Annotated in this window: 14 protein-coding genes; 8 read left to right on the top strand and 6 right to left on the bottom strand. The window is 67.3% G+C overall.

What is annotated here, in order from left to right; translation table 11 throughout:
* Window positions 1-8 precede the first annotated feature (8 nt).
* The 3 genes from AC1D2O_RS01020 to AC1D2O_RS01010 all read left to right on the top strand — a co-directional run bounded on the left by AC1D2O_RS01020 (window position 9) and on the right by AC1D2O_RS01010 (window position 1,851).
* Window positions 9-878 carry a Kdo hydroxylase family protein gene (locus AC1D2O_RS01020; RefSeq protein WP_478091082.1) on the top strand — a complete coding sequence of 290 codons (870 nt, stop codon included), beginning with the start codon at window positions 9-11 and terminating at the stop codon, window positions 876-878.
* Between the two features lie 65 nt (window positions 879-943).
* Window positions 944-1,420 (top strand): transcription elongation factor GreA, encoded by a 477-nt coding sequence (gene greA, locus AC1D2O_RS01015; protein WP_478091084.1) that lies wholly within the window; start codon window positions 944-946, stop codon window positions 1,418-1,420.
* 17 nt (window positions 1,421-1,437) lie between these two features.
* On the top strand, window positions 1,438-1,851 hold the full coding sequence (locus AC1D2O_RS01010) for a DUF4149 domain-containing protein (protein ID WP_478091086.1): 414 nt from the start codon (window positions 1,438-1,440) through the stop codon (window positions 1,849-1,851).
* On the opposite strand, the gene AC1D2O_RS01005 is transcribed toward AC1D2O_RS01010, so the two are convergent.
* On the bottom strand, window positions 1,852-2,616 hold the full coding sequence (locus AC1D2O_RS01005; RefSeq protein ID WP_478091087.1) for a glycosyltransferase: 765 nt from the start codon (window positions 2,614-2,616) through the stop codon (window positions 1,852-1,854). It lies immediately after the preceding gene.
* 2 nt (window positions 2,617-2,618) lie between these two features.
* Entirely contained in the window at window positions 2,619-3,098 is a 480-nt protein-coding gene (locus AC1D2O_RS01000; protein ID WP_478091088.1) for a YhbY family RNA-binding protein, read from the bottom strand.
* A gap of 20 nt (window positions 3,099-3,118) precedes the next feature.
* On the opposite strand from AC1D2O_RS01000, the gene AC1D2O_RS00995 reads away from it, so the two are divergent.
* The 5 genes from AC1D2O_RS00995 (at window position 3,119) to AC1D2O_RS00975 (ending at window position 8,694) form a co-directional block, all read left to right on the top strand.
* Complete coding sequence (locus tag AC1D2O_RS00995; protein WP_478091089.1) at window positions 3,119-3,787, top strand: RlmE family RNA methyltransferase; 669 nt, start codon at window positions 3,119-3,121, stop codon at window positions 3,785-3,787.
* A gap of 149 nt (window positions 3,788-3,936) precedes the next feature.
* Window positions 3,937-5,853, top strand: coding sequence for an ATP-dependent zinc metalloprotease FtsH (ftsH, locus tag AC1D2O_RS00990; protein WP_478155986.1), 1,917 nt, complete (start codon window positions 3,937-3,939; stop codon window positions 5,851-5,853).
* Between the two features lie 127 nt (window positions 5,854-5,980).
* On the top strand, window positions 5,981-6,844 hold the full coding sequence (gene folP, locus AC1D2O_RS00985) for a dihydropteroate synthase (RefSeq protein WP_478094711.1): 864 nt from the start codon (window positions 5,981-5,983) through the stop codon (window positions 6,842-6,844).
* A complete protein-coding gene (gene glmM / locus AC1D2O_RS00980; RefSeq protein WP_478155984.1) occupies window positions 6,841-8,175 on the top strand; it encodes a phosphoglucosamine mutase in 1,335 nt (444 codons plus the stop codon). The genes folP and glmM overlap by 4 nt, the downstream gene beginning before the upstream one ends.
* Window positions 8,176-8,187: 12 nt before the next feature.
* On the top strand, window positions 8,188-8,694 hold the full coding sequence (locus tag AC1D2O_RS00975) for a GNAT family N-acetyltransferase (RefSeq protein WP_478093310.1): 507 nt from the start codon (window positions 8,188-8,190) through the stop codon (window positions 8,692-8,694).
* A 234-nt stretch (window positions 8,695-8,928) separates the two neighbouring features.
* Here the strand turns inward: AC1D2O_RS00975 and AC1D2O_RS00970 are convergent, their stop codons facing one another.
* From AC1D2O_RS00970 to AC1D2O_RS00955, 4 genes are read right to left on the bottom strand one after another with little or no spacing between them, the layout of a single operon-like run.
* Window positions 8,929-10,203, bottom strand: coding sequence for an acyl-CoA dehydrogenase family protein (locus AC1D2O_RS00970; protein WP_478093312.1), 1,275 nt, complete (start codon window positions 10,201-10,203; stop codon window positions 8,929-8,931).
* A gap of 46 nt (window positions 10,204-10,249) precedes the next feature.
* Window positions 10,250-11,338, bottom strand: a complete 1,089-nt coding sequence (locus AC1D2O_RS00965) for a phosphotransferase (RefSeq protein WP_478093314.1) — start codon at window positions 11,336-11,338, stop codon at window positions 10,250-10,252.
* 10 nt (window positions 11,339-11,348) lie between these two features.
* Window positions 11,349-12,074: a Crp/Fnr family transcriptional regulator gene (locus AC1D2O_RS00960; protein WP_478155982.1), complete on the bottom strand. Its 726-nt coding sequence runs from the start codon at window positions 12,072-12,074 to the stop codon at window positions 11,349-11,351.
* 56 nt (window positions 12,075-12,130) lie between these two features.
* The gene (locus AC1D2O_RS00955; RefSeq protein ID WP_478155980.1) at window positions 12,131-12,910 is read right to left on the bottom strand and encodes an oxepin-CoA hydrolase, alternative type; all 780 of its coding nucleotides are present in this window, start codon (window positions 12,908-12,910) and stop codon (window positions 12,131-12,133) included.

Raw genomic sequence — 12,910 nt, 5'->3', positions numbered from 1 at the left:
TGCCAGCCATGGAAACGCAGCTCGTCGAACTCGACCTGGGTGACTGGAGCGCCGCCACGGCCAACGAGGCGTGGATCGCGGCGCTCGAGGCCGGCAAGGTGTTGTACTTCCCGCGGCTGGGTTTCGACCTGCTGGCCGAGGAGCAGGCCTTGTTGACGCCCACGGTGCTGTCGCCCGACGTTCGCAACATCAGCCTCGATGCCAATGGGCGCATCAAGGGCGTGGCGGGCGACGAGGCCCGGCAGCGCGCGGTGGCGGAGATGGTCGGGCGCTTCCGCACCCAGGCGCAGCAGCTGGTCCACGGGCTGCTGCCTCATTACGTGCCGGCGCTGCGGCTGGCGCCGACCAGCTACCGGCCGGCGCAGGTCGAGACGCGGGTCCAGTCATGGCGCGCCGACGATCGCCGACTGCATGTCGACTCCTTTCCATCTCGGCCCAACTACGGCGAGCGCATCCTGCGCGTGTTCACCAACGTGAATCCGCAGGGCGCTCCGCGTGTCTGGCGGGTCGGCGAGCCCTTCGAAACGGTCGCCAAGCGCTTCCTGCCGCGCGCCAAGCCCTACTCGCGCTGGCAGGCCAGGATGCTTCGCACGCTGCGCGTGACCAAGTCGCTGCGCAGCGAATACGACCACCTGATGCTGCAGTTGCACGACAGCATGAAGTCCGACCTGGACTACCAGGAAAACAGCGTGCAGCAGACCGTGCCGTTTCCGGCCGGATCGGTGTGGGTCTGCTTCTCGGACCAGACCCCGCACGCGGTGATGTCGGGCCAGTACATGCTCGAGCAGACCCTTCATCTGCCCGCTGCGAGGCAATACAATCCCGATTCGAGCCCGCTCGCGATCCTGAGCCGGCTGACCGGACGCACGCTCGTCTGAACTTTTTTTCTCCCTTCGACCGCCGAACGGCAGCGTTCGGCGGTTTCGCTTTCTGGAGCAACGAAATGCCAACCATCCCCATCACCAAGCGCGGCGCTGAGAAGTTGCGCGAAGAACTTCAACGGCTCAAGACGGTGGACCGCCCGTGGGTCATCAACTCGATCGCCGAGGCGCGCGCCCAGGGCGACCTCAGCGAGAACGCCGAGTACGAGGCGGCCAAGGACCGCCAGGGCTTCATCGAAGGCCGCATCCAGGACATCGAAGGCAAGCTGTCGGCGGCCCAGATCATCGATCCGACCGGGCTCGACGCCGGCGGCAGGGTGGTGTTCGGCTCGACCGTCGAGCTCGAGGACGAGAAGACCGGCGAGGCCGTCAAGTACCAGATCGTCGGCGAGGACGAAGCCGACCTCAAGCTGGGCCTCGTCAACGTCTCCAGCCCCATCGCGCGCGCGCTGATCGGCAAGGAAGAGGGCGACACGGCCGAGGTGCAGGCGCCCGGCGGCGTGAAGCGCTACGAGATCGTCGGCGTCAGCTACCTCTGAGCGGGCCTGCGCGACGCATGAAGGACCGCATCGCCCTGCTCGTCGCCGCTTTCTGGTGGGGCAGCCTCTCGACCATCGGCTTTCTGGTGGTGCCGATGCTGTTCGCGCGGCTCGGCAATCCGGCCGTGGCGGGCAACTTTGCCGGCCAGCTGTTCGCGGCCCAGACCTGGGTCGCGCTGGCCTGCGGGCTGGTGCTGCTGGTGCATTTCCGCGCGCAGGCCGGCGAGCGCATCGAAGGGCCGGCGCGCACCGCGATCGGGCTCGTCATCACCGCGCTGCTGCTGGCACTGCTGCAACAGTACGCGGTCGCGCCCCACATCCTGGCGCGCGAGAACCTCAAGCTCTGGCACTCGCTGGGCAGCGCGATGTACCTGGGCCAGTGGCTCTGCGCCGGCGCCCTGCTGTGGCGCCTGGGCCGCCGATCGGCCTGATCAGGCCTTCCAGAAGCTGGTGATCCAGCGCGCCGGCCGGATGAACCGGAAGCGCCGGTTGCGCCGTCCGGCCAGGGCGTCGGGCGGATTGCATTCCCCGTGAAAGACCATGATCCTTGCGCCTTCCGGCACGAAGGGTTCACGCCAGTAGTTGGTCGGCCAGGTCGGGATCCCGTGGTACTTGAAGCTCGGGCACCAGGCCTCGGGCCAGTAGGCGAGCTTGCCGTTGCGATGCATGAAATCCGACAGGTAGGCCTGCTCGTTGCGGTGTTCGGCCTGCACCGCGTCCATGTTCTGGCGAAAGTGCGCCAGAACGTCGGGATGCGCGCCGATCTCGAAGCGGTACACCGAGGAATTCCCGGTGATGCGCCGGCGCCGCCAGGGGCGCTCGTAGTCGTGGATGATGAGGAATTCGCCCGGCTGCTCGAAGAAGGCGTCCAGGCTGCCGACCACCACCACGTCGAGGTCGACGAACAGCGCGGTGCCGCGCAGTCCGTACAGGTCGGCCTCGAAGGTGGTCAGCTTCTTCCAGGCCCGGTCCGGCTGGCCCGGCGCCAGTTCCAGGTCCAGCGGCGGGATCGGGAAGCACTGGACCTCGCTGCGGATGCCGTGGGGGTCATCGGTCAGGCAGACGAAGCTGAAGTCGCCCTTCAGATGGCGCCGCACCATCGCGTAGAGGCGGTTGACGTAGTCGGGCCCGTACTTGGTGCCCCATTTCATGCACAGGATGTGCCGCCGCGGCTGGCTCGCTGTCTCGCTCGGCATCCTCAGTCTGCCTGGTTCCGCTTCTTGGCCGAGAGCGGCCGCTTGGCCTTGGCGCGCTTGATGGTGCCCCCGGGCGTGAGCCGCTGGTTGCCGAGCACGCGCAGGGTCTTGATCTCGGGCCGCTGGCCGGCGCGCTTGCTGTACTTGATGACCTTGACGTCGCGCGGGCCGGGCATCCGGTCCTCGTCGATCGCGCGCTCCTTCTCGGGAATCGGCCGCCAGAGCACCAGCAGCTTGCCGATGTGCTGGATCGGCGCAGCGTCGAGTTCGTCGGCCAGGGTCTGGAGCATCGCTTCTCGCGCGGCGCGATCGTCGGAGAAGACGCGCACCTTGATCAGGCCGTGGGCCTTGAGGGCGGCGTCGGCCTCCTTCTTGACGGCCGGTGTCAGCCCGTCGCCGCCGATCATCACGATCGGGTCCAGATGGTGCGCTTCGGAGCGGTGCACCTTGCGCTGCGCAGGGGTAAGTTGTATGGCGGGCATCCCCGTATTATCGAGTGTCAATGAATCCAAAACCAAAAGCCAAGAAGCTCAACAAGGCGTGGCTGCACGATCACCTCAACGATCCCTACGTCAAACTGGCCAATCGGGAGGGTTACCGCGCCCGGGCCGCCTACAAACTCAAGGAGATCGACGAGACGCTGGGACTGATCCGTCCGGGCCACCTGGTGGTCGACCTGGGCTCCACGCCCGGCGCCTGGAGCCAGTACGTGCGGCGGCGGATGTCGCCCACCGGGGCGGCTTCGGGCGAGCTGGCCGGCACCATCATCGCGCTCGACATCCTGCCGATGGAGCCGATCGAGGGGGTCACCTTCCTGCAGGGCGACTTCCGCGAGGCCGAGGTGCTGGAGCGGCTCGCCGCCGTCCTGGGCGGCCGGCTGGCCGACGTCGTGGTCTCGGACATGGCGCCCAACCTGTCGGGAATCGCCTCGGCGGACACGGCGCGCATTGCCCACCTGATCGAGCTGGCGATCGACTTCGCCCGCCACTACATGAAACCCGAGGGGGCACTGGTCGCGAAGCTGTTTCATGGCAGCGGCTACGCGGAGCTCACTCGGCTCTTCAAGGACAATTTCCGCACCGTGAAGCCCATCAAACCCAAGGCTTCGCGCGACAAATCGTCAGAGACCTTCATGGTCGGCATCGGCCTCAAGAGTCTGGATACCAATTGATACGTGTCAAAAACCGCTCCCGCGCCATGGCTGCTCTAGGGGGATTCACGGGTTTTCGCAGGTTGAAAAGCCTAAAATAGGCACCAATTGCCGCCCACAGTGCGCTTTTTGATTCTTATTTTTTTGCGCGCCCCCGACTGGAGCTTCGTTTGAACAATCAGTGGTTTTCCAAAGTTGCCGTTTGGCTCGTCATCGCGATGGTGTTGTTCACTGTGTTCAAGCAGTTCGACACCCGCGGCGTGGCCGGAGCCGGCAACATCGGCTACAGCGACTTCCTCGAGGAAGTTCGCGGCAACCGCATCAAGAGCGCGACGATCCAGGAAGGTCAGGGTGGCAGCGAGATCGTCGCGATCACCAATGACGACCGGAAGATTCGCACCACCGCCACCTACCTCGACCGCGGCCTGGTTGGCGACCTGATCGCCAACAACGTCAAGTTCGACGTCAAGCCGCGTGAAGAGGGCTCGCTCCTCATGACGCTGCTGGTCAGCTGGGGCCCGATGCTGCTGCTGATCGGCGTCTGGGTCTATTTCATGCGCCAGATGCAGGGCGGCGGCAAGGGCGGCGCCTTCAGCTTCGGCAAGAGCAAGGCCCGGATGCTTGACGAGAACAGCAACCAGGTCACCTTCGCCGACGTCGCGGGCTGCGACGAGGCCAAGGAAGAAGTCAAGGAGGTGGTCGACTTCCTCAAGGACCCGGCCAAGTTCCAGAAACTCGGTGGCCGCATTCCGCGCGGCCTGCTGCTGGTCGGCCCCCCGGGCACCGGCAAGACCCTGCTGGCCAAGAGCATCGCGGGCGAGGCCAAGGTGCCGTTCTTCTCGATCTCGGGCTCCGATTTCGTCGAGATGTTCGTCGGCGTGGGCGCGGCCCGCGTGCGCGACATGTTCGAGAACGCCAAGAAGAACGCCCCGTGCATCATCTTCATCGATGAAATCGACGCCGTCGGCCGCCAGCGCGGTGCCGGCCTGGGCGGCGGCAACGACGAGCGCGAGCAGACCCTGAACCAGATGCTGGTCGAGATGGACGGCTTCGAGACCAACCTCGGCGTGATCGTGGTGGCCGCGACCAACCGTCCCGACATCCTCGACGCCGCGCTGTTGCGCCCGGGTCGCTTCGACCGCCAGGTCTACGTGACGCTGCCCGACATCCGCGGCCGCGAGCAGATCCTCAATGTCCACATGCGCAAGGTGCCGCTGGGCCAGGACGTGAACCCCAGCGTCATCGCGCGCGGCACGCCCGGCATGTCGGGCGCCGACCTGGCCAATCTCTGCAACGAGGCCGCATTGATGGCCGCGCGCCGCAATGCACGCGTGGTCGAGATGCAGGACTTCGAGAAGGCCAAGGACAAGATCTTCATGGGCCCCGAGCGCAAGAGCATGGTGATGCCCGAGGAAGAGCGCCGCAACACGGCCTACCACGAGTCCGGCCACGCGCTCATCGGCAAGCTGCTGCCCAAGTGCGATCCGGTGCACAAGGTGACGATCATCCCGCGCGGCCGTGCGCTGGGCGTGACCATGAGCCTGCCGGCGCAAGACCGCTACAGCTACGACCGCGAGTACATGCTGAACCAGATCAGCATGCTGTTCGGCGGCCGTATCGCCGAAGAGGTGTTCATGCACCAGATGACCACCGGCGCCAGCAACGACTTCGAGCGTGCGACCCAGATCGCCCGCGACATGGTGATGCGCTACGGCATGACCGAATCGCTGGGCCCGATGGTCTACGCCGAGAACGAGGGCGAGGTGTTCCTCGGCCGCTCGGTTACCAAGACCACCAACATGAGCGAGTCGACCATGCAGAAGGTCGACGCCGAAGTGCGCCGCATCATCGACGAGCAGTACGCCCTGGCGCGCCGCCTGATCGAGGAGAATAGCGACAAGATGCATTCGATGGCCAAGGCCCTGCTCGAGTGGGAGACCATCGACTCCGAGCAACTCGACGACATCATGGCCGGCCGCGCACCGCGTCCGCCCAAGGACTGGACGCCGCGCATTCCGCCTTCGGGCAGCGGCGGCAGCGGCGGCACGCCGGCGGTGAACCCCGACCCGGCACCGACCGCCGCCTGAGCATGATGCTCTGGCAAGCAACGGGGCCACTGGCCCCGTTTTTTTTGGCTGGGTGCAAGGCGTGCGCGCCGCGCCGGGCCGCTCTCAAGCAAGCTCGCACCGCAGTGCGCAGCACGGAGCCTGCCCAATGAGCCGAGGCGTCTGGCGCACCGCGCGCTTCGCCATCGATCTGGCACGGCCGCAGGTGATGGGTATCGTCAACGTCACGCCCGATTCCTTTTCCGACGGCGGTGCGCACGCATCGACCCAGGCCGCAGTCGCGCACTGCATTCGGCTGGTCGAGGAGGGCGCCGACATCCTGGACATCGGCGGCGAGTCGACCCGGCCCGGCAGTCCGGCGGTGCCGCTCGACGCCGAGTTGGCGCGGGTGCTGCCGGTGGTGCGCGAAGCGCTGACGCTGCGGGTGCCGGTCTCGGTCGACACCTACAAGCCCGAAGTGATGCGTGCGGTGCTGGCGCTGGGCGCCGACATCGTCAACGACGTCTGGGCGCTGCGGCAGCCTGGCGCGATGCAGGCGGTGGCGGCGCATCCCGCCTGCGGAATCTGCCTGATGCACATGCACCGCGATCCGCAGACGATGCAAGCGACGCCGATGGAAGGCGACGTGGTCCCCGTGGTACGCGCCTTTCTCGAGCAGCAGGCCGAGGCCTTGCTGGCGCTGAAGGTCGACGCATCGCGCATCGTGCTCGACCCGGGCATCGGCTTCGGCAAGACCGTCGAACAGAATTTCGCACTGCTGGAGCGTCAGCGGGAGTTGCTTGTCGCGGGCTGGCCCCTGCTGGCCGGCTGGTCGCGCAAGTCCTCGCTCGGCGCGGTGACCGGCATCGAGCGGGCGAGCGAACGCATGGTGCCCAGCGTGGCCGCAGCCCTGATGGCGGTCGAACGGGGCGCCGCGATCGTGCGCGTGCACGATGTGCGCGAGACCGTCGCCGCGCTGGCCGTATGGCGGGCGATGAGGCAGGAACAACAAACAGAGGATCAACAGCAATGACGAGAAGATATTTCGGCACCGATGGCATCCGCGGCACGGTGGGCCAACCGCCGATCACGCCGGATTTCGTGCTGCGACTCGCTCATGCGGTCGGCCGCGTGCTCAAGAAGACCGAGGCGCGTCCCACGGTGCTGATTGGCAAGGACACGCGCATCTCGGGCTACATGCTCGAGTCGGCGCTCGAGTCCGGATTCAATTCGGCCGGCGTCGACGTGGTGTTGCTCGGGCCACTGCCCACGCCCGGTGTCGCCTACCTGACGCGCGCGCAGCGCGCCAGCCTGGGCGTGGTGATCAGCGCCAGCCACAACGCCTTTCCCGACAACGGCATCAAGTTCTTCAGCGCCCAGGGCACCAAGCTCAGCGACGAGTGGGAACTGGCGGTCGAGGCGGCGCTCGAGGAAGCGCCCGCCTGGGCCGACTCGGCCCAGCTCGGCAAGGCGCGCAGGCTCAATGACGCGCCCGGGCGCTACACCGAATTCTGCAAGAGCACCTTCGCCTACGACCTCACGCTGCGCGGCCTGAAGCTGGTGGTCGACGGCGCCCATGGCGCTGCCTACCAGGTGGCGCCACAGGTGTTCCATGAACTGGGCGCTGACGTGGTGAGCATCGGCTGCGCGCCCGACGGGCTCAACATCAACAAGGGCTTCGGCGCCACCCACCCGCAGGCACTGATCGATGCGGTGCGGGCGCAGGGCGCGCACTACGGCATCGCGCTCGATGGCGATGCCGATCGGCTGCAGCTGGTGGATGCCAGCGGGCGCCTCTTCAACGGCGACGAGCTGCTCTACCTGATGGTGAGGGAGCGCATCGCGCGCGGCGAGAAACCTGCGGGCGTGGTCGGTACGCTGATGACCAACAAGGCGATCGAGGTGGCACTGAAGGAGCAGGGCATCGAGTTCGTGCGGGCCAAGGTGGGCGACCGCTATGTGCTCGAAGAGCTCGAGAAGCGTCGCTGGCTGCTCGGTGGCGAGGGCTCGGGCCACCTGCTCGCGCTCGACCGCCACACGACCGGCGACGGCATCGTGAGCGCGCTCCAGGTGCTGCAGGCCTGCGTGCGCAGCGGCCGGCGCGTGGATGAGCTGCTGGCCGGCGTCACCCTGTTTCCGCAGACCCTCATCAATGTCCGTCTGGCCGAGGGGCAGGACTGGAAGGCCAACGCCGCGCTGGCGGCCGAAAGCGAACGCGCGGAGGCCGCGCTCGGCGACACCGGCCGTGTGCTGATCCGCGCCAGCGGCACCGAGCCGCTGTTGCGCGTGATGGTCGAGGCGCGCGATGCGGTGCAGGCCGAGGCCTGGGCGAGCCGTATCGCCGCCACCTTGAAGCCGGCCTGAGGCGCGAGTGGCATGAGCTCGAGCCCGAATCTCGCCCCTGCCATCGACCTGGTGCTGGCCGACTACCGGGACCCCGTGCATGCGCACGCGGTGGTGTCCCTGCTGGACGCCTATGCGCGCGACCCGGCCGGCGGCGGCGCGGCGCTGGCGCCGGAAGTACTGGCTGGCCTGCCCGAGGCCCTGGCGGCCCGACCCCAGGCTTTCAGCGTGCTGGCCTACGACGGCGCGCAGCCGGTCGGGCTGGTCAACTGCATCGAGGGCTTCTCGACCTTCGCCTGCCGGCCGCTGGTCAATGTGCACGACGTGGTCGTGCTGGCCAGCCACCGCGGTCAAAGGGTCGCGCAACGCATGCTGGCGCGCGTCGAGGCCGAGGCCCGCGCCCGCGGCGCCTGCAAGCTCACGCTCGAGGTGCTGTCGGGCAATCGCAGCGCGTTGCGGGCCTACGAGCGCGAGGGCTTCGCCAGCTACCAGCTGGATCCGGCCTTCGGCTCGGCGCTCTTCCTGCAAAAGAAGATCTGATCCCGACCGACGGGTCGGCCGGCGAACGCCAGGCCTGTTGGTGAAACACCGCGGAACCGGCTTTGCCGGGCCGCTGGTGTTGCCCCCGGTAGGGGGTGGGCGCCCGACACGAAGTGCGGGCAACCTGGGGGCGAGCAACAGTGCCACCGCGGAACCGGCTTTGCCGGGCCGCTGGTGTTGCCCCCGGTAGGGGGTGGGCGCCCGACACGAAGTGCGGGCAACCTGGGGGCGAGCCTAGAACCTTGTCACTGGCATGGCGTCGTCGCCTGCTTTCGCCGGCGCGTACTTGCCCAACTCCCACTTGGCGATCGCGTTGCGGTGCACCTCGTCCGGGCCGTCGGCGAAGCGCAGCGTGCGGGCGCCCGCGTAGGCGTAGGCGAGCGGGAAGTCGTCGCACATGCCGCCGCCGCCATGCACCTGCATCGCCCAGTCGATCACCTGGCAGGCCATGTTCGGTGCCACCACCTTGATCATCGCGATTTCGGTCTTGGCGACCTTGTTGCCCGCTACGTCCATCAGCCAGGCGGCCTTGAGCGTGAGCAGGCGCGCCATGTCGATCTTGCAGCGCGCTTCGGCGATGCGTTCCTGCGTCACGGTCTGCGAGGCGACGGTCTTGCCGAAGGCCACGCGCGAGGAGGCGCGCTTGCACATCAGTTCGAGCGCGCGCTCGGCCAGGCCGATCAGGCGCATGCAGTGGTGGATGCGTCCCGGGCCGAGGCGGCCCTGGGCGATCTCGAAGCCGCGGCCCTCGCCGAGCAGGATGTTGCCCACCGGCACCCGCACGTCCTCGAACAGCATCTCGACGTGGCCGTGCGGTGCGTCGTCATAGCCCATCACGTTGAGAGGGCGGATGATCTTGATGCCCTTGGCGTCGGCCGGCACGATCACCATGCTCTGCTGCGAATGGCGCGGCGCGTCGGGCTCCGACTTGCCCATGGTGATGAAGACCTTGCAGCGCGGATCGGCCGCGCCCGAGATCCACCACTTGCGGCCATTGATGACGTACTCGTCGCCCTGGCGTTCGATCCGGGTCGAGATGTTGGTGGCATCGCTGGAGGCCACATCGGGCTCCGTCATCGCGAAGGCCGAGCGGATCTGGCCTTCGAGCAGCGGCTTGAGCCAGCGGGCCTTGATTTCCTCCGAGCCGTAGCGCGCGATGGTCTCCATGTTGCCGGTGTCAGGCGCCGAGCAGTTGAAGGCCTCGCTGGCCCATGGCACGCGGCCCATGATCTCGGCCAGCGGCGCGTATTCCTGGTTGGTCAGGCCGGCGCCCTCGTAGCCCGAGGCGGCGGCGCTGTCGACCGGCAGGAACAGGTTCCACAGACCCTGCGCCTTGGCCTTGGCCTTGACCTTCTCGACCGTGTCGAGCGCGGTCCAGCGCTTGCCGGCCGCGGTGTTGGCCGCCAACTCGGCCGCGTACGCGGCCTCCGCGGGGTAGATGTGGTCGTCCATGAAAGCGCTGACGCGCTTTTGCAGCTCTTTGGTTTTGGCCGAGTAGTCGAAGTCCATGTCGTCTCCAGGTGGGTAATTGGGTTGGGGGGCGCCGCCGCGCGGGTCACGCTTTCTGGGCGAACTGCCAGGCCATCTCGGCCATCGGCCGGGCCCCGCGGCCCGAGGCCACGGCTTGCTCGCTCGATGCGGTACCGGCCTCGACCCGCTTGGCGATGCCCTGCAGGATCGCGGCGATGCGAAACAGGTTGTAGGCCAGGTAGAAATTCCAGTCGGGCGCCAGCGCCTCGGGCGTCGTCAGGCCCGTGCGGTCGCAGTAGCGCCGGATGTACTCGCTCTCGGTCGGGATGCCGAGGCTCTTCAGGTCGACGCCGCCGATGCCACGGAAGGTGCCCTGCGGGATGTGCCACGACATGCAGTGGTAGCTGAAGTCGGCCAGCGGATGGCCCAGCGTCGACAGTTCCCAGTCCAGCACCGCGATGGCGCGCGGCTCGGTGGCGTGGAACATCAGGTTGTCGAGGCGGAAGTCGCCGTGCACGATCGAGCTCATCGTCTCGTCGCGGGCGCTGGCCGGAATATTCGCCGGCAGCCATTCCATCAGTCGGTCCATCTCGGGGATCGGCTGCGTCACCGAGGCGACGAACTGCTTGCTCCAGCGGCCGATCTGGCGCTCGAAATAGTTGCCGGGCTTGCCGTAGTCGGCCAGGCCGCGCTCGGCGAACTTCACGCTGTGCAGCGCCGCGATGACGCGGTTCATCTCGTCGTAGATGGCCGCGCGGGTGGAATTGTCCATGCCGGGCAGGGACTGATCCCAGAGCACGCGGCCGGCCATGAATTCCATCACATAGAAGGCGCGGCCGATGATGCTCTCGTCCTCGCACAGGCAGTACATCCGCGGCACCGGCACATCGGTGCCTGCCAGGCCGCGCATGACCTTGAACTCGCGCTCGACCGCATGCGCCGAAGGCAGCAGCTTGGCGACCGGGCCCGGCTTGGCGCGCATCACGTAGCTTTGCGAAGGCGTGACGAGCTTGTAGGTCGGATTGGACTGGCCGCCCTTGAACATCTCGACCGTGAGCGGGCCCTTGAACCCGTCCAGGTTCTTCTCGAGCCAGGCGGTGAGGGCCTCGATGTCGACGAGGTGTTGTTGCGAGACGGCACGCGTGCCGACGAAATTGTCGAAGTCCTGGGTCATGGCTCGAGATCTATTGTTGTTCGTCGGCTTCGGAAATGCGCATCAGGGCGACACGGTCCAGCACCACCAGTCCGGCCGGTTCGATGCGGATCGCTTCCTCGCGCTCCATGGCCTTGAGTTCCTGGTTCACGCGCTGGCGCGAGGCGCCCAGCAACTGGGCCAGTTCCTCCTGCGCCAGGTGCAGCCCGATGCGCATCTGGCTGCCGTCCGCCAGGTTCGGCACGCCGTAGCTGCGAACCAGATGGATCAGTTGCTTGGCCAGCCGCGCGCGCAGGGGCAGGGTGTTGAGATCCTCGACCAGGCCGAACAACTGCCGGATGCGCCGCGCCTGCAGCCGCATCAGCGCCTCGTAGAGCTCGACGTGGTTCGACAGGATCTTCTGGAAATCGGCGCGCGCCACGCACAGGATCGTGGAATCGCCATGCGCGTACGCATCGTGCGTGCGCCGATCGCCGTCGAACATCGCCACGTCGCCGAACCAGATGCCCGGCTCCACGTAGGTCAGCGTCACCTGCTTGCCCGAGACCGCGGTCGAGCTCACGCGCACCGCGCCCTTCGCGCAGGCGATCCACTGTTCGGGCGGATCTCCGCGAGCGGCGATCAGCTCGCCGTCCTTGAAGCGTTTGACGAATGCACATCGGAGGATGTCGTGGCGCAGTGAGGGTGAGAGGGAAGAAAACCAGCGACCACTGTTGATCGCTTCACGTTCTTCGATGGTAAGAATGGGGTCGTCCATGGGCTGTCCTGTCGGTGACTGAAAGGCGAGGGGGGTGTCACGAGAGCGACGCGGGGTCATTCGTAGCGCGGCGTCTCCTTGGCAAGGAAGGCCGCGATGCCGATGCCCGCGTTGGCGTGATGGAGGTTGCGCACGAAGTGGTCGCGCTCCTGGGACAGTTGGGCAACCAGCGTCGCGCCGCGCGCGTCGCTCAGCAATTCCTTGATGCTGGCCAGCGCGTTCGGTGCCCGCGCGTTGAGCTTTTCGGCCAGTGCCAGCGCCGCGGCCAGCGCCTGGCCGTTCTCGGTGAGCTGGTTGACCACGCCCAGCGCATGCAGGCGCGCCGGCTCCAGCCGCTCGCCCAGCATCAGCCATTCGCTCGCGAGCTGGCGCGGCAGCGCCCGCGCCAGGTGCCAGCTCATTCCGCCGTCCGGCGAGAGCCCCACGTTGCTGTAGGAGGCGGCAAACACCGCATCGCGCGCGGACACCACGAAGTCGCAGGCCAGCGCCACCGAGAAGCCGGCGCCGGCGGCAGCGCCCTCGACCGCCGCGATGACCGGCTTCGGAAAGGCGCGGATCGAGTCGATCCAGGCGTGGAGCGCCTCGATGCTCTCGGTCTGCACCGAGGGTTCGCGATCGCGGTTCGCCGACAGCCGCTGCAGCGAGCCGCCGGCACAGAACCACTTGCCTTCGCCGACGATGACGACGCTCTTGATCTCCTGGCTGCTCTCGGCGCCGTTGAGCGCCTCGACGCCGGCGGCGTAGATCTCGGGGCCCAGCGCATTGCGCTGCGCGGGATTGGAGATCGTGAGCACCATGGTGCCCCCTTCGCTGGTGCTTTTCAGTTCTGCGCTCAT

The organism is Variovorax sp. P1_G12, assembly GCF_056405555.1.
This window is presented reverse-complemented; position numbering and strand designations above follow the sequence as displayed.